This is a genomic window from Micromonospora peucetia (assembly GCF_900091625.1).
Classification (GTDB): domain Bacteria; phylum Actinomycetota; class Actinomycetes; order Mycobacteriales; family Micromonosporaceae; genus Micromonospora; species Micromonospora peucetia.
Genome location: NZ_FMIC01000002.1, coordinates 4,802,850 through 4,821,474, shown reverse-complemented (window position 1 = coordinate 4,821,474; position 18,625 = coordinate 4,802,850). Strand labels below are relative to the sequence as shown.

At 73.0% G+C, this 18,625-nt stretch carries 2 protein-coding genes (1 of these 2 running past the window's edge); both read right to left on the bottom strand.

The genetic code is table 11. The features are described from left to right. Positions 1–13,616, bottom strand: the 5' portion of a protein-coding gene (locus GA0070608_RS21895) for a non-ribosomal peptide synthetase (RefSeq protein ID WP_091630401.1). The gene continues 9,706 nt to the left of window position 1, outside the view; only the first 13,616 of its 23,322 coding nucleotides appear in the window; its start codon is at positions 13,614–13,616; the stop codon falls past the left edge of the window. Beyond that, the gene (locus tag GA0070608_RS21890; protein WP_091630400.1) at positions 13,613–18,625 is read right to left on the bottom strand and encodes a non-ribosomal peptide synthetase; all 5,013 of its coding nucleotides are present in this window, start codon (positions 18,623–18,625) and stop codon (positions 13,613–13,615) included. The genes GA0070608_RS21895 and GA0070608_RS21890 overlap by 4 nt, the downstream gene beginning before the upstream one ends.

Sequence of the window (18,625 nt, the reverse complement as noted above, 5' to 3'; positions counted from 1 at the left end):
TGGCTCATCACCTTCAGGTGCGCGGCGTGCAGCACCGCCTTGACCGAGGTGCCGGTGTCGCTGGCGAGGCGTCGGACCGCCGCGTCCAGGTCATGCACGTCCACCGTGTACCGGCAGACCGCCGCCGCGCCGGACCGGTCGCCGAAGGTGTCCGGGAGGGTCAGCTTCGGCCGGCCGGTCACCACCGCCCGCCAGTGCTCGGCGGTCTCCGGTGAACGCAGCGCCTCCAACTCGCCGGCGACGTGGTCGGCGTACCGGACGGCAGGGGGCTCGACCTGCGTCGGCGCCTCGCCGCGGCTGCGCCGCCCGTACCCGCCGAGCAGCTCGGCGAGCAGGGCGTTGAGGTCCCAGCCGCCGGTGACCAGGTGGCTCACCGCGAGGGTCAGCCACCAGGCTCCGGCGCCGTCGACGTGCGCGGCCACCCGCAGCAGCGGGGAGTCCGACTCCAGGTCGAACGGGGTACGCCGCTCGGCGGCCAGGTGCTCGGCGTAACCGGCGGCCGGATGCACGGCGACCGGCACGACGGTGCTCACGCGCACCAGTTGCATCGGCACCGAATAGCCGGTCAGGTCGACCGAGGTGCGCAGCGTCTCGTGCCGGGCGACCAGCGCGTCGACCGTCGCCTGGAGCGCGTCGGCGTCGAACGGCCGGCCGTCGTCGACCCGGATCGACTGCACGATGTGGTACAGCGACTTGCCGGGATCCTTCTGGATCTCCACTGCCATGCCGACCTGGGCCTGCGTCGCCGGGTACGCGTCGACCAGCCCGGCCGGCAGGGCGGCCCGGTCGGCGGCACCGATCAGCGCGTACGGCTCGACGGGGCGAAAGGCCCCCTCCTTGGCGGTGTCGGCCTCGGCGAGCGCGGTGACCAGGCGGCGGATCGTGCGGTGCGCGAAGATGTCCCGCACGGTGACCTCGTGGCCGGCGGCCCGCAGCGACCCGACCAGGGTCACCGCCGTCATCGAGTCGCCGCCCAGGTCGAAGAAGCTCTCGGTGACGCTGACCCGGTCGAGGTCGAGCACCCACGACCAGACGCCGGCCATCGCCGACTCCACCGGGCCGTTGGGCCGCTCGTAGCGGCCCCGGGCGTAGGACCGCGCGTCCGGTGCCGGCAGTTGCCGCCGGTCGACCTTGCCGTGCGGATCCACGGGGATGGCGTCGATGCTGACGTAGGCGGCCGGCACCATCGCCTCGGGCAGCTCGGCCAGCAGCCGTTCCCGCAGCTCACCGGGGGTGGGCGCGGGCCCGCCGTCGGTGACGAGGTAGCCGACCAGGGTGCGCCGGCCGTCCTGCTCGCGGATGGCGGCGACCGCGTCGGTCACCCCGGGGCAGGCCCGCAGGGCCGTCTCGATCTCCCCCAGCTCGATCCGTACGCCGTGCAGCTTGACCTGCGAGTCGATGCGGCCCAGGAAGTCGACCGTGCCGTCGGCCCGCCACGCCGCCGCGTCCCCGGTGCGGTACAACCGCGACCCGGGTGCGCCGTACGGGTCCGGCACGAACCGCTGCGCGGTCAGTCCGGGCGCCCCGAGGTAGCCCCGGGCCAGCCCCACTCCGCCGATGCACAGCTCGCCGCGCACCCCGACCGGCACCGGTTGCAGGTGCTCGTCGAGCACCCGGACGGTGAGGTTGGTGAACGGGGTGCCGAGCGGCACCCGGGACAGCCCGCGCAGGGCGTCGGTGCTGCACAGCCAACTGGTGACGTCGACGGTGGTCTCAGCCGGACCGTACGTGTTGTGCAGCTCGCAACCGGGCAGCGCGGCCAGGAAGGACCGGGCCACGTCGAGGGCGATCTCCTCGCCGCCGACCGCCACCGACCGCAGCGACCGGCAGCCGCCGATCCCCTCGGCCAGCAACGCCGACAGCATGCTCGGCACCAGTTCCACGGCGGTGACGCCCTCGCGGACGATCAGGTCGCGCAGGTACGCGGGGTCGCGGTGCCCGCCGGGGCGGGCCACCACGATCCGGGCGCCCGCCGACAGGGCCGCGTAGACCTCGGCCGGGGAGACGTCGAAGCCGATCTCGGTCTTCTGGAGCAGCACCGCCTGCTCGTCGAGGCGGTTGATCTGCCGGCCGGCGTACGCCGAGCGGTTGACCAGGGCCCGGTGCGGTACGACGACGCCCTTGGGCTGCCCGGTCGAGCCGGAGGTGTAGATGACGTAGCAGCCGCTGTCCGCCCCGGTGAGCTGCGCCGGGTCGGTGGCCGGCAGGCCGGCCCAGGTGTCCGGGCCGTCCAGCAGCACGGTGACCGCCTCGGCCGCCGGGAGTTGACCGCGCAGCTCGGCGGTGGTGAGCAGCACCGGTGCCGCCGCGTCGGCCAGCATGAACGCCAACCGCTCCGCCGGATACGACGGATCCAACGGCAGATACACCCCACCCGCCTTGTGCACCGCCAACATCGCCACGACCTGCTCGACCGACCGGTGCGCACACACCCCGACCAGGACCTCCGGCCCCACCCCCAGCTCACGCAGGTGATGCGCCAACCGGTTCGCCCGACCGTTCAGGTCCCGGTAGCTGACCCGGATGTCGTCGCAGGTGATCGCCACCGCGTCCGGCCGCCGGGCCGCCTGCGCCTCGAACGCCGCCGGCACGTACCCGCCGACCTCGGCGGTGTCGCCGGCCGACCAGCCCTCGATCTCGGCGCGCTCGGCCTCCGGCAGCCGGACGGCGACCGCGTCGCCGTCCGGGTCGGCCACCATCGCCGTGAGCACCTGACGGAACATCGCCCCCACCCGGGCCAGCGCGGCGGAACCGAAGAGGTGGCTGTCGCCGACCAGGTCGAGGAAGCCGCCGGCGGCGGTCACCTGGAGGGCGAACTCGGTGCCGCCCTCACCGCCGATGGCCTCGAAGTCGACGGACTCGTCGGCGACCGCCCCGGCCCGGCGGAACTCGGTGTAGTCGAAGACGACGTCGATCGGGCGGGACCCGGCACCGGCCATCCGCTGCACCGCCGGCAACGGGTAACGCCGGTGCGGCCACAGCTCCACCTCACGGTCGAAGACCGACCGCACCAGTTCCCGCCAGGTGCCCGCACCACGGGCGTACGCGAACGGCAGCACGTTGATGTACATCCCGTGCACCCGCTCCGCGCCCCGCACCTCCGGACGCGCGTCACACACCAGGCCGGTGTAGAAGCGCCCCTGGTCGGTGAGCTGGCTCATCACCTTCAGGTGCGCGGCGTGCAGCACCGACTTGGGTGACACGTCGAGGGTCGACGCGAGCGCGCGCAGCTTCGGCTCCAGGTCCTGGTAGCTGACCCGGGTCCGCAGGCTCTCCCGTGGGCCGTCGGTCCGGCCCCAGCCGTCCGGCGTGGTGAAGCTGGCGTACCCGTCGACGACGCCCCGCCAGTACGCCTCGTCCTCGCCCGCCTTCAGCGCCGTCAGTTCGGCGGCGACGAAGTCGGCGTACCGGACGGCGGTCGGCTCCGGCGACTCGGGCACCATGCCGGCACTGCGCCGCTCGTAGCAGCCGATCAACTCGACCAGGAGGGTGTTCAGGTCCCAGCCGCCGGTGACCAGGTGACTCACCGCGACGGTGAGCCACCAGCCGTGGCCGTCGGTGCGGTGCGCGGCGACCCGCAGCAGCGGCGCCGGCTGGTCCAGCTCGAAGGGCCGGGCCCGCTCGGTGTCGACGTACGCCCGCAGCCGGGCCTCGACGTCCCCGCCGGTCAGCTCCGTCACCCGTACGTCGAGCGGCGCCTCGGCGTGCACGAGCTGCATCGGCACCGAGTAGCTGGTGAAGTCGAACGAGGTGCGCAGCGTCTCGTGCCGGCCGACCACGTCCCGCACGGCGGCCCGTAGCGCGTCGGCCGAGAACGGCCGTCCACTGTTCACCCGGAAGCAGCGGACGATGTGGTACAGCGACTTGTCGGGATCCTTCTGGATCTCCACGGTCATGCCGACCTGCGCCTGCACAGCCGGGTAGGCGTCCACGAGGCCGGCGGGCAGGGCGGCCCGGTCGGCGGCCGACAGCAGGGAGAAGGGCGCGACTGCCTGGAAGGCCGGTGCCGCCGGCGCGGCGTCCTTGCCGGAGAGGTGCGCGGCCAGGGCGGCGACGGTGCGGTGCAGGAAGACGTCCCGCACGGCCACCCCGAGGCCGGCCGCGCGCAGCGCGCCGACCAGGGCGACCGCACGCAGCGAGTCACCGCCGAGGTCGAAGAAGCTGGCGTCGGTGCTGACCTGTTCCAGGTTGAGCACCTGGCCCCAGATCCCGGCCAGTTGCGTCTCCAACTCGGTCGCCGGGGCGACGTGCACCCGCTCGACCGGTACCGCGCTGTCCCACAGGGCAGCCCGGTCGACCTTGCCGTTGGCGTTCAGCGGGATCGCCTCGACCGCGACGAACTCGGCCGGGATCATGTACTCCGGCAGCTGCTCCGCGCATCGCGACCGGATCCGGTCCAGCAGGCCGGGGGTCGCCGGCGGGGTCGGCCGGTAGAAGGCCACCAGTCGGGCGTCGCCGTCGGCGGCCGAGCCCGAGACCAGGGCGACCGCGTCGCCGACGCCCTCGGTTGCCTCCAGGGCCGACTCGATCTCGCCCAGCTCGATCCGGTAACCCCGGATCTTCACCTGGTGGTCGACGCGGCCGACGAACTCCACCGCCCCGTCCGCCATCCGGCGCACCAGGTCCCCGGTCCGATACAACCGCGCCCCGGCCGCCCCGAACGGATCCGGCACGAACCGCTCCGCGGTCAAACCGGGCTGGTTCGCGTACCCACGGGCGACGCCGACTCCACCGACGTACAACTCGCCGACGACGCCCACCGGCGACAGTTCACCGTCGCGGTTCAGCACGTACATCGTCATGCCCGGCAGGGCGCGACCGATCGGCACCACCGGACCCGGCTGCTCCCCCTCGATCGGGAAGATACAGGTGCCCACACTCGCCTCAGTCGGCCCGTACTCGTTGACCAGACCACCCGGACCCAACAACGTCAGCCACCGGTTCGCCAACGCCGCCGGCAACGCCTCACCCGCAACCACCACCACCGACGCCAACGACGCCAACGCCTCATCCGACAACTGCCGACCCAGAATCTCCAGATGACCCGGCGTCAACTTCAAGAAACTGAACGGCCCCGCACCCGCCAACACCACACCCAACTCAGCCAGATCCACATCCTGACCCACCATCACCACCCGCTGACCCGCAACCAACGGCGCCCACAAATTCGGCACCTGCAAATCAAACGCCACCGACGAAAACACCGCACAACCACCCGCACCACGCGACGCCAACTCACCCGCCGCCCACCGCACATGATTCGCCAAACCCCGATGCGTAACCTGCACACCCTTCGGACGCCCCGTCGAACCCGACGTGAAAATCACATACGCCAACTCGTCGAGGTCGGCTGGCCCGGGCAGGGCCGCACGCACGTCACCGTCGTCCTCGACGTCCTCGACCCGGAGCACGTCGACCCCGGCGCCGGTGAACCGGTCGGCATAGCGGCCCGAGGTCACCGCGACGCGGGCACCCGCGTCGGCCAACATGGCGGCGATCCGACCCGGCGGATACGACGGATCCACCGGCACGAACGCCGCACCCGCCTTCCACACCCCCAACATCGACGCCACCAGATCCACACCCCGATCCAGCAGCACACCCACCACCGCACCGGCACCCACACCCCGGCCGACCAGACGCCGCCCGATCGCCGCCGCACGGGCGTCGAGCTCCGCAAAGCCGGCTCCCCGGCCGCCCGGCACGGACACCGCCTCCGCCGACGGCGTCTCCGCCACCCGCGCCTCGAACTCCACCAACACCGAACGCGACACCGGCTGCACCGCCGACACCCCGTCCGCCAACACCACCGACACCTCACCCGCCGGCAGACACACCACCGACGCGTCACCATCCACATCGGCGACCATCGCCTCCAACACCACCCGGTACATGCCACCGAGCCGCAGGACGTTGGGGTAGCTGACCTGGTGCGGCCGGGCCAGGATGTTGAGTACGCCGCCGAGCGTGGAGACGTGCAGGCCGAACTCGCCGCTGGCCTCGTAGATGGCGTCGTCGAAGTCGACCCGCTCGGTGTCGACCTGCTCGAAGTCGAGGTAGTTGAAGAGGATCTCGATCGGCCGTCGGCCGTCGCCGAGGCGCTGCACGGCCGGCAGCGGGTACCGGCGGTGCGGCCACAGCTCCAACTCCCCGGCGAACGTCCCCCGGATCAGCTCCCGCCAGGTCCGCGCGCCGGCGTCGTGCACGAACGGCAGCGTGTTCAGGTGCATCCCGTACACCCGGTCGGCGCCGGTCACCTCGGGCCGGCCGTGGCTGACCAGCCCGCTGGTGAACACCGGCTCGGCGGTGAGCTGGCTCATCACCTTCAGGTGCGCGGCCAGCAGCACGCTCTTCAGCGACGTGTCGGTCCGGCTGGCCAGCTCGCGCAGGTCGTCCATCAGGTCGTGCAGCGGGACCTGGGTGCCGCACTCGTACTCGGGGACGGACTCGTCCTCGCCCCAGCCGGCGGGCAGCTCGAAGATCGGCTGCGCCACGACGCCCTGCCAGTAGTCGCGGTCCTCGGTCGACGACAGCGCCTCGAGCTCGCCCGCGACGAAGTCGGCGTAGCGGACCGGCGTGGCCTCGAACGCGGCCGGTGCGCCGGTGTCCCGCAGACTGCGGTAGTTGTCGAGGATCTCCATCAGCAGCGAGTGGTGGCTCCAGCCCTCGAGGATGCCGTGCGACATGGTCAGCACGAACCACCACGTGTCGTTGCGGCCGGCCGCTCCGGCGACCCGCATCTGCGGGACCTGGTCGGGGGTGAACGGCCGAGTCCGCTCGGCGGCCAGGTATGCCCGCAGCTGGTTCTCGGCCTCCTCGTCCGTGCCGTCGCCCAGGTCGAGCACGGTGACGTCGACGGGCACCTCGGTGTGCACGAGCTGCATGGGCACCGAGTAGCCGGTCAGGTCGAACGAGGTACGCAGGATCTCGTGCCGCGCCACCACGGTCTGCACGGCCCCGCGCAGTGCGTCGCCGTCAAAGGCGCGCTCGTCGCGGATCGGGAACGCGGACACGTTGTGGTAGGTGCGTCGATCGGAGTCGGAGAGGGTGACCACGAGCATGGCGAGCTGCACCTGCGCACACGGGTACGCGTCGGCGATCCCGGCGGGCAGGGCGGCCCGGTCGGCGTCGTCGAGCAGGCCGAACGGGGCGACCGCCTGGAAGGCGGGCGCCGCCTCGACGCCGTCCCCGGCGGTGAGGTGCGCGGCCAGGGCGGCGACGGTGCGGTGTACGAAGACGTCACGCACCGAGACCGCGTGCCCGGCGCCGCGCAGCGCGCCGACGAGCGCGATGGCGCTGATGGAGTGCCCGCCGAGGTCGAAGAAGCTCTCCTGGGTGCTGACCTGTTCCAGGTTGAGCACCTGGCCCCAGATCCCGGCGAGCTGCGTCTCCAACTCGGTCGCCGGGGCGACGTACGCCCGGTGCGTCGGCACCGAGGTGTCCCACAGGGCAGCCCGGTCGACCTTGCCGTTGGCGTTCAGCGGGATCGCCTCGACCGCGACGAACTCGGCCGGAATCATGTATTCCGGCAGTTGCTCCGCACACCGCTGCCGCAGCCGCTCCGCCAGCTCCGTGCCCGGCGCGGTCGGCCGGTAGAACACCACCAGCCGGTCCGACTCGCCGACCAGGGCGACCGCGTCCGCGACACCGTCGGTGCCCTCGACGACCGACTCGATCTCGCCCAGCTCGATCCGGTAACCCCGGATCTTCACCTGGTGGTCGACGCGGCCGACGAACTCCACCGCCCCGTCCGCCATCCGGCGCACCAGGTCCCCGGTCCGATACAACCGCGCCCCGGTTCCGGTTCCGGCCGCGGTTCCGGTTCCGGCGAACGGGTCCGGCACGAACCGCTCCGCCGTCAAACCCGGCTGGTTCGCATAGCCACGGGCGACACCCACGCCGCCCACGTACAACTCACCCACGACACCGACCGGGGACAGCTGCAGATCCCGGTTGAGCACGTACATCGTCATGCCCGGCAGGGCGCGACCGATCGGCACCACCGGACCCGGCTGCTCCCCCTCGATCGGGAAGATGCACGTGCCCACACTCGCCTCAGTCGGCCCGTACTCGTTGACCAGACCACCCGGACCCAACAACGTCAGCCACCGGTTCGCCAACGCCGCCGGCAACGCCTCACCCGCAACCACCACCACCGACGCCAACGACGCCAACGCCTCATCCGACAACTGCCGACCCAGAATCTCCAGATGACCCGGCGTCAACTTCAAGAAACTGAACGGCCCCGCACCCGCCAACACCACACCCAACTCAGCCAGATCCACATCCTGACCCACCATCACCACCCGCTGACCCGCAACCAACGGCGCCCACAAATTCGGCACCTGCAAATCAAACGCCACCGACGAAAACACCGCACAACCACCCGCACCACGCGACGCCAACTCACCCGCCGCCCACCGCACATGATTCGCCAAACCCCGATGCGTAACCTGCACACCCTTCGGACGCCCCGTCGAACCCGACGTGAAAATCACATACGCCAACTCGTCGAGATCCGTGGCGCGGGCCGGTAGGGGCGAGTCGGTCTCGCCGATCTCCTCGACGCGCACCACCTCCACCCCGACGGGAGCGAACCGGTCGGCGTACCGGCCCGAGGTCACCGCGACGCGGGCACCCGCGTCGGCCAACATGGCGGCGATCCGACCCGGCGGATACGACGGATCCACCGGCACGAACGCCGCACCCGCCTTCCACACCCCCAACATCGACGCCACCAGATCCACACCCCGATCCAGCAGCACACCCACCACCGCACCGGCACCCACACCCCGGGCAGCCAACCACCGGGCGACCTGCCCAGCCCGCGAGTCCAACTCGGCGAAGTCCACCCCCCGATCGCCCGGGACCGACACCGCCTCCGCCGACGGCGTCTCCGCCACCCGCGCCTCGAACTCCACCAACACCGAACGCGACACCGGCTGCACCGCCGACACCCCGTCCGCCAACACCACCGACACCTCACCCGCCGGCAGACACACCACCGACGCGTCACCATCCACATCGGCGACCATCGCCTCCAACACCGCCCGGTACATGCCACCCAGGCGGGCCACCTGCGGCACGCCGAGGTGGCGCAGGTTGGCCTCCAGCGTGATGAAGCCGAGCCGGCTGATCACGCCCAGCGGGAACTCGTTCGGGCTGTCGTCGATGGAGTCGGTGTAGTCGATCTCGTCGGTGTCGATCTGGTGGAAGTCGTGGAAGCTGAACCGGACGTCCAGCATCCGGCCACCGTCGCCGACCTCCCGCTGCAGCACCGGCAGCGGGTACCGGCGGTGCGGCCACAGCTCCAGTTCCCCGGCGAACGTCCGGCCGATCAGCTCCCGCCAGGTCCGGGCGTCCACGTCGTGCACGAACGGCACCGTGTTCAGGTGCATCCCGTAGACGCGGTCCGCGCCGGCGACCTCCGGACGGATGTTGGACACCAGCCCGCTGAAGAAGGACTGCGACCCGGTGAGCTGGCTCATCACCTTCAGGTGCGCGGCCAGCATCACCGACTTGAACGGCACCCCGGTCTCCCGGGCCAACGCCCGCAGTCCGGGCTCCAGGTCGTGCAGCGGCACCCAGTGGTCGTACTGCGCGCCCTCCTCGGCGGTCGGGTCGCCCCAGCCCTCGGGCAGGACGAACCGGTCCCGGCCGGCGACCCTGTCGTGCCAGAAGGCGCGGTCCGACCCGTCGCCGGTCGAGCGCAGCTCGGCGGCGACGGCGTCGGCGAACCGCACCGGCGGGGCGGGGCGGGGCTCGACCGCCAGCCCGTCGCGGATCCGGTGGTACGCGCCGACCAGCTCCATCATCAGCGAGTGGTAGCTCCAGCCGTCCATGATCGGGTGGCACTCGGTGAGGGTCAGCCACCAGCTGCCGTCCGCGCAGACCCGCGCGTGCAGCCGGAACAGCGCCGGCTGGCCGAGGTCGAACATCTCGGCCCGCTCGGCGGCGATGAAGTCGCGCAGCTCCCGCTCCAGGCCGTCCCGGTCCTCGGCGCGGGCCCGGTCCATGCCGACCCGCATCTCGGCGGTCGCGTGCACGAGCTGCATCGGCACCGAGTAGCCGGTCAGGTCGAACGAGGTACGCAGCACCTCGTGGCGCCGTACCAGCAGCGCGGCGGCCTCCCGGAACGCGTCGAACGAGAACTCGCCCCGGTCGGGGACCCGGTAGGTGGTGGCGTTGAGGTAGTGGTTGTGCTCCCCGGCGAGCATTTCCGCCAGCATGCCGAGCTGCACCTGGGTGCACGGGTACGCGTCGACGACGCCGTCCGGCAGCGTGGTCCGGTCGGCCTCGGCGATCAGCGCGAACGGGGCGACGGCCGGCTCCGGGTCGGCCGGTGCGGGGCGGCCGGTGAGGAACTCCGCCAGCTCGGCGATGCTGCGACGCTCGAAGAGGTCGCGCACCTGCACGTCGAGGCCGGCGGCCCGGATGGCCCCGGCGAGCGCCACGGCGCGGATCGAGTCGCCGCCGACGTCGAAGAAGCCGTCCTCGACGCCGATCCGTTCCAGGCCGAGCAGCTCGGCCCAGATCGCGGCGAGCCGCTCCTCCACCTCGGTACGCGGCGCCAGGTACGGCCGGTCGGTGGCGGTCACCGTGCGGTCGGGCGCCGGCAACGCCCGCTTGTCGAGCTTGCCGTTGACGGTCAACGGCAGCCGGGCCAGCGGGACGAACGCCGACGGGATCATGTACTCGGGCAGGGTGCGGGCCAGCGCCGCGCGCACCTGCCCCGGCCGGGGCAGCTCCACCTGCTCGTCGACGACCGAGTACGCCACCAGCCGCCGGTCGCCGGGGGTGTCCTCACGGACGACGACCACCGCCTCCCGGACCCCGGGCAGGGCCGAGATGGCGGCCTCGATCTCGCCCAGCTCGACCCGGTAGCCCCGGATCTTCACCTGGTCGTCGATCCGGCCGACGAACTCCAGGCTGCCGTCGGCGCGCCGGCGGGCCAGGTCGCCGCTGCGGTACAGCCGGGCGCCGGCCGGGCCGAACGGGTCGGGCACGAACCGCTGGGCGGTCAGCTCGGGCCGGTTCAGGTAGCCGCGGGCCACGCCGGGGCCGCCGACGTGGATCTCGCCGGTGACGCCGACCGGCACCGGATTGCCGTACGGGTCGAGCAGGTGGATGCTCAGGTCGGCCAGCGGGACGCCGATCGGGTTGGCGGCGGTGCCGGCCAGGTCGTCCGGGCCCACCTCGTAGTAGGTGGCGTGCACCGTGATCTCGGTGATCCCGTAGAGGTTGAGCAGCCGGGGCGCGGCCAGCCCTCGACGGGCCACCCAGGGGCCGAGGTCGCCGTACTCCAGCTTCTCCCCGGCGAAGATGACCGCGCGTAGCGCGAGCCGGTCGATGCGCGGGTCGCCGTCGCGGGCCAGCCCCACCAGGCCGCGGAACGCCGTCGGGGTCTGGTTGAGCACGGTGACCTGCTCCTCGACCAGCAGGTCGAGCAGGTCCCCGGGGGAACGGGTGACCTCGCGGGGCACCACCACCAGCCGACCGCCGTGCAGCAACGCGCCCCACAGCTCCCACACCGACACGTCGAAGGCGTACGAGTGGAACAGCGGCCACACGTCGGCGGGGCCGAACTTCAGGTCGTCCTGCGCCACGGTCATCAGCCGCAGCACGTTGGCGTGGGTCAGGAAGACGCCCTTGGGGCGGCCGGTCGACCCGGAGGTGTAGATGACGTAGATCAGGTTCTCGGGGTCGACGGCGACGCCCGGGTCGGTGCCGGGGCGTCCGGCGATCTCCCCGGCGTGCGCGGGGTCGTCCAGCACCACCAGGACGCCGTCGAAGTCGGCGAACCGCGCCCGGTGGGCCTCGGTGGTCACCACGATCCGCGCGCCGGCGTCGGCCAGCATGAAGTCGACCCGGTCGGCCGGGACGCCGGGCTCCACCGGCAGGTACGCCGATCCGGACTTGAGCACGCCCAGCAGGGTGCAGACCAGCTCCGCGCCACGGTCCAGGCAGACCGCGACCAGCCGCTCCGGGCCGGCGCCGAGGGCCCGCAGGTGGTGCGCCAGCCGGTTCGCGGTGGCGTCCAGTTCGGCGTACGTGAGGCGTCGCGCGCCGGCCACGACAGCGGTCGCGCCGGGGTGGGCGGCGGCGGTGGCGGCGAAGACGCCGTGCACCGTCCGGGTCACCGCGGCGGCGGGGCGGGCCGGCGCGGGGGTGACGGCCGCCAGCTCGGCGTCGTCGAGGATACGCAGCTCGGAGATCCGGGCGTCCGGGTGAGCGGCCACGTGGTGCAGCAGCCGGCCGAGGTGGTCGGCCATCCGCCGCACGGTGGCCGGGTCGAACAGCGCGGTCGCGTACTCCAGGTGCCCGCGCAGCTGGCCGTCGGCGCCCTCGACTACGTGCAGTTGCAGGTCGACCTTGGCGACCTGGGTGGGCAGCCAGAGCGGCTCGGCGGTGAGGCCGGCCGGCCAGGTGCCGGTGGGAGTGTCGTCGCCCAGCGTGAAGGCGACCTGGTAGAGCGGCGTACGGGACAGGTCCCGCTCCGGCTCGAACTCGTCAACCAGCAGCGCGAAGGGCACGTCGGCGTGTGCGAAGGCGTCCCGCACGGTGGCTCGGCTGGCGCGCAGCAGGTCGGCGAAGGCCGGATCCCCCGTCCAGCTGCCCCGGACGACCATATTGTCGATCCCGTACCCGACCAGGTTGCGCAGCTCGGCGCGGTCACGCACGGACGTCACACTGCCCACGGGGATGTCGGTGCGGCCGGTGTAGCGCGACAGCAGCGCCTGGAAGGCGGTCAGCAGGGTGACGAAGAGAGTGGTCTCCGCGCCACGGGCGATCTCGCGCAGCGCGGCCGAGACGTCGGCCGGGAGCGCGAAGGGAACCGACGCGCCCCGCCAGTCGCGTACCCGGGGCCGGGGCCGGTCGGCGGGCAGCTCCAACGGGGCGATGCCGGCGAGCCGGTCGCGCCAGTGCTCCAGGTGCCGCTCCAGCAGGTCGCCGCGGAGCCGGTCGCGCTGCCAGGCCGCGAAGTCGGCGAACTGCACGGCCGGCGGCGTCAGCGGTGACGGCTCGTCGCGGACGAACGCGCCGTACAACTCGGCCAGGTCGCCGAGGAGCACCGCCGTGGAGGGCGCGTCGCAGGCGATGTGGTGGATCACCAGCACCAGGAGGTGCTCGGCCGGGCCCAGTCGCAGCAGCGTCGCCCGTACCGGCCACTCGGCTGCCAGGTCGAAGCCGGTGGCGGCCAGCTCGGCCAGCAGCGCGGCGGCGCGCTCCTCCCGCTCGGCCTGCGGCACGGCGGCCAGGTCGACCAGCGGCAGCTCCTGCGGGCGGGGCTCGTCGATGACCTGCACCGGCGTCAGGTCGGCCAGCTCGTACCGGGTGCGCAGGATCTCGTGCCGGGCGATCAGGGCGTCCCACGCCCGGGTCAGCGCGGCCCGGTCCAGCGGGCCGCGCAGGCGCAGCGCCGAGGAGACCAGGTACTCCGGGCTGGTGGTGTCCAGCCGGTTGAGGAACCACATCTGCTGCTGGCCGAAGGAGAGCGGCAGATCACCCGAGCGGTCGACGGCCGGGATCACGTTGCGCCGACCGGCGGCCCTGCCCGCCAGCCGGCGTTGGATGAGCGACTCGCGCAGGTTCGGCTGGTTCGCGGTGGAGGTCATGCCTGGTGCTCCTTGGTCTGGCGCAGGTCGTCGGTCAGCTCGGCGTCGGAGAGTGCGTCCACCTCGGCCCGGATGAGGTCCTCCACCGCACCCGCCATCGCCTCGACGGTCGGGTGCTCGAAGACGAGCCGCAGCGACACGTCGAGGTCGAACTCCTCCTGTATGCCGGCGGCCAGCCGGCCCGCCAGCACGGAGTGCCCGCCCATGGCGAAGAAGTTGTGCCGCACGCCGACGGGCACGCCCAGCAGATCGCTCCAGATCGCGCAGAGGCGTTCCTCGACGACCGTGCGCGGCGCGACGAGGGCGTCCTCGGTGCCGGCGACACCCGTCGACACGGCGCGGGAGAGCAGGTCGAGCAGCGCCGCCCGGTCCACCTTGCCGTTCGTGTTGAGTGGGATCTCGGACACCGGTACGAGCAGGCTCGGCGTCATGTAGTCGGGCAGCAGCCGGGCGCAGTGGGCGGCCAGGTCGGGCGCCTCGCCCCGGTGGAAGGCGACCAGCCGGTCCTCGTGGACGATGACCACGCACCGGTCCACCCCGGGGTGCTCCTCGACGACCGCCCGGATCTCGCCGAGTTCGATCCGGTAGCCGCGAATCTTGACCTGGTCGTCGGCCCGGCCGACGAAGTCCATCACCCCGTCCGGGCGCATCCGGACCAGATCCCCGCTGCGGTACAGCCGGCTGCCCGGCGGCCCGTACGGGTCGGGCACGAACTTCTCGGCGGTGAGGTCCGGTCGACCGGCGTAGCCGGTGGCCAGGCAGTCTCCTCCGATGTACAGCTCACCGACGACCCCGACGGGCAGCAGGCGCTGCGTGTCGTCGAGCACCCGGACGGTGGTGTTGGCCATCGCGCGGCCGATCGGCACGATGTCGGTGGTCTGCGGCGTGTCGACCGGGTGGGCCGTCATGATCACGGTGGTCTCGGTCGGCCCGTAGCTGTTGGTGAGGCCGCCCGGCCCGAGCCGGTCCAGCCACCGGTTGGCGAGGTCCCTGTGCAGCGCCGCCCCCGCTGTCCAGATCAGACCGGAGAGCTGGCCCGCCTGCTCGTCGTCGAGCTGCTCGGTGAGCAGCTCCAGGTGCGGCGGGGTCATGATGAACCGGTCGAACGGACCGGCCTTGGCGAGCAGGCCGCCCAGCTCGGCGACGTCGAGGGCGGCGGGCAGCAGGGTCACCGCCTGGCCGGAGACCAACGGGCTGAACAGGTTGGGGATGGACAGGTCGAAGGCGATGGTGGTGAACAGCGGTGCGCCGTCACCCTGCCCGGCCCGTGCGCCCCGGTCGCCCAGGGCCTCGGTCTCCACGGCGCAGGCGAGGAAGTTGGACACCGCGCGGTGCGGCAGGGCCACGCCCTTGGGGCGGCCGGTCGAGCCGGAGGTGAACAGCACGTAAGCCGTCTCCAGCGGGTCGGTGTCCCGGTCCGGCCGGCTGCCGGGGCCGGCGCAGATCATCAGCCGGTGGGTGTCCACGTGCAGGGTCGGCACGGTGAACCGCGGGGCGTGCGTCGCCTGGGTGACGCCCAGCTCCACGCCGGCGGTGGCGAGCATGTGCCCGATCCGCTCGGCGGGGTACGACGGGTCGAGCGGCAGCACGGCCGCCCCCGCCTTCCAGATGCCGAGGATCGCCGCGACCAGGTCGACGCCCCGGTCCAGCAGCACGGCCACCACCGCGCCCCGGCTCACGCCGGAGCGCCGCAGGTGTTGGGCGAACTGGTTGGCCCGGTTGTCCAGCGCCGCGTAGCTCGTGGTGAGGTCGCCGTGCCGCAGCGCGACCGCGTCCGGCGTACGGTGCCGCTGGGCCTCGAAGAGGTCGCAGACGGTCGCGGCGGGGCGGGGCACGGTCGGCCCGTGGACCTCGTGCAGGAGTTGGTGGCGCTCGGCCGGCGCGAGCAGGTCGAGGTCGTCGAGCGGGGTCCGCGGCTCGGCCACCGCCGCGGCGAGCAGCCGGACGAAGTGGTCGGCCATCCGCCGGACGGTCCGCTCGTCGAAGAGAGCGGTGGCGTACTCCAGGCTGCCGGCCAGCGTGCCGTCCGGGCGGGGCCAGACGTGCATGGTGAGGTCGGTCTTGGCGATCCGGGCCGCCCGGCGCAGGGCGTCCAGCAGGGTCCCGTCGTCGGTTGACTGGCCGGTGATGCCGCCCTCCTGGGCGTTGAGCATCACCTGGTAGAGCGGGGTGCGGGAAAGGTCCCGGACGTCGACGAGGTCGTTGACCACCCGCTCGAAGGGCAGGTCCTGGTGGGCGAGGGCGGTCAGGGTGCGGGACCGGACCGCCCGCAGGGCATCCTCGAAGGGGGCGGACGGGTCCAGGGTGCAGCGCACCACCACGGGGTTGAGGAAGACCCCGGCGATCTGTTCCGTCTCCAGTGGCCGTCGCCCGGAGGTGGGCGCGCCGACCGCGACGTCCCACTGTCCGCTGTAGCGGGCCAGCAGCGTGGCGAAGCCCGCCAGCATGGTCATGAACGGGGTCGCCGAGCAGCGCCGGCCCAGTGCGGTCAGCTGCTCCGCCAGCTCCGCCGGCACCTCGAACTCGACGTGCGCGCCGCGCGGATCGCGTTCGGCCGGCCGTGGCCGGTCCAGCGGGAGGGCCAGCTCGGGCACCCCGGCCAGTTGCTCGCGCCAGAAGCCGAGTTCCCGCTCGACCCGGTCGTCGGTGAGGTGCCGGTGCTGCCAGGCCGCGTAGTCGGCGTAGTGCACCGTCAGCTCCGGCAGGTCGGGCTCCCGGCCGGCGGCGCGGGCCGCGCAGAGTTCCCGCAGGTCGCGCTCCAGGACGGCGGCGGTGGTGGCGTCGGAGGCGATGTGGTGCAGCGCCACCAGCAGCAGGTGGTCCGCCCCGGCCGAGGTGACCAGGGTGGCCCGCCACAGCGGCCCGGTGCGCAGGTCGAAGCCCTGGCCGAGCTGCTCGTCGACGAGGTCGACGAGCGGGACCTCGGCCGCGTCGCGGACCGTGAGGTCGACCGGGCCGGGCGGGGCGATCCGCTGCTGCGGCTCGCCGTCGCGGGTCAGGTAGCGGGTACGCAACGCCTCGTGCCGGGCTTCGAGCGCGGTCAGCGCCGACCGTACGGTGTCCGGCGTCAGCGAGCCGGGTAGGCGGAGGTAGAGCGGCACCACCCACTCGGGGCTGTTCGGGTGCAGTTGGTCCAGCAGCCACAGCCGCCGCTGGGCCGGAGAGAGCGGCAGTGCTCCGGTCCGGGGTGTCGGGACCACCGGCGACGTCGCGGGGGCTCCGCCGGTCAGCAGGGCGGCCTGCGCCTCGACGGTGCTCGCGGTGAGCAGTTCCCTGAGCTCGATCCGCACGCCGGACTCGGCGGCGAGGCGGCTGGCGAGCCTGATGGTCACCAGCGACGAGCCGCCGAGTTGGAAGAGGTCGTCGTGCGCCCCCACCCGGTCGACGTCGAGCAGCTCCTGCCAGAGCCGGGCGACCAGGCGTTCGGCATCCGTGCGCGGGGCCAGGTAGGCCGAGCCGTCGACGGTCTCGACCGGCGGCAGCGCGGCCCGGTCGACCTTGCCGCCGGTGGTGAGCGGGAACTCCGCCACCGGGACGAACACGGCCGGCACCAGGGCGTCGGGCAGCCGGTCGGTCAGGAAGGAGCGCAGCATCACGGTGGTCAGCGGGCGCCGGCTGGAGACGTACGCGGCCAGCCGGGGACGGCCGGCGGGCTCGGCGAAGCTGACGACCACCGCCCGCCGGACGTCGGGGTGGGCGGCCAGCGCGGCCTCCACCTCGCCCGGCTCGATCCGCACTCCGTTGATCTTGAGTTGGTCGTCGGCGCGGCCGACGAACTCCAGGCTCCGGTCGGAGCGCCACCGGACCTGGTCACCGGTGCGGTAGAGCCGTGCGCCGGCCGGCCCGTACTCGTCCGGCACGAACCGTTCGGCGGTCAGGTCGGGCCGGTTGACGTACCCGCGGCCGAGCCCCGCCCCACCTACGTAGAGATCGCCGACCACGCCGATCGGCACCGGTCGCCGGTTCGCGTCCAGCACCTGGAGGCGGAGGTTCTCCAGCGGCCGGCCGATCGGCACCGCGCCGGTGCGCTGGTCGAGGTCGACCGGCTGGGCGGTGACGTCGATGGCACACTCGGTCGGGCCGTACGTGTTCCACACCCGCACCCCGGGCACCGCCGCCAGCCGCTGACACAGCTCGGCGTGCAGCGGCTCGCCAGCGGAGAAGACCAGCCGCAGCGAGGTGCACCGCGGCCAGTCCGGCTCCTCCGTCACCAGCTGCAGCACCGACGGGACGCCCTGGAGCACGGTCGCCCCGGACCAGATGACCGCCGCCACCAGGGCGGCGGGATCGCGTTCGGCGCCGTCCGGCGCGAGCGCCACCGTCGCCCCGCAGATCAGCGGGGCGAAGAACTCCCAGCCGGCGGCGTCGAAGCTCACCGCGGTCTTCTGCAACACCCGGTCCGCCGCCGACAGGCCGTGCTGCCGGACCGTCCAGGCCACCCGGTTCCCGATGGCCCGATGGGTGACGACCACGCCCTTCGGCCGGCCGGTGGAACCGGAGGTGTAGATGACGTACGCGGCGTTGTCGGGGTCGATCCGCACCGGCGGCGCGGTGTCCGGCCCGGCCGCGATCCGGGACCGGTCGGCGTCCAGGCAGACCACGTGCGACGGCCCGGCCAGGCTGTCGTCGAGCAGGTCGGCCTGGGTGAGCACGACGTCCACCCCGGTGTCCGCGACGATCCACCGTCGCCGGTCCACCGGGTGCGCCGGGTCCAGCGGCAGGTACGCGCCGCCGGCCCGCCACACCCCGAGCAGGGCGACCACGAGGTCGACCCCCCGGCGCAGGTACACGCCGACCGTCGACTCCGGTCCGACACCGAGCCCGACCAGGTGCTGGGCGAGCTGGTTGGCGCGGCGGTCGAGTTCGGCGTAGCCGACCCGCACGTCGCCGGCGAGCACCGCGGTCGCGTCGGGCGTCGCCGCGGCCTGACGGGCGATCAGTCCGGGTAGGACGATCGGATCGACCGCGCCCGCTCCGGCGGCCGGCAGGGTGGACAGAGGGGTGCTCAT

Bases quoted from the DNA above. Each gene is read 5' to 3' on its own strand.
- GA0070608_RS21890 (WP_091630400.1), bottom strand. From the start codon at position 18,625: ATGAGCACCCCTCTGTCCACCCTGCCGGCCGCCGGAGCGGGCGCGGTC.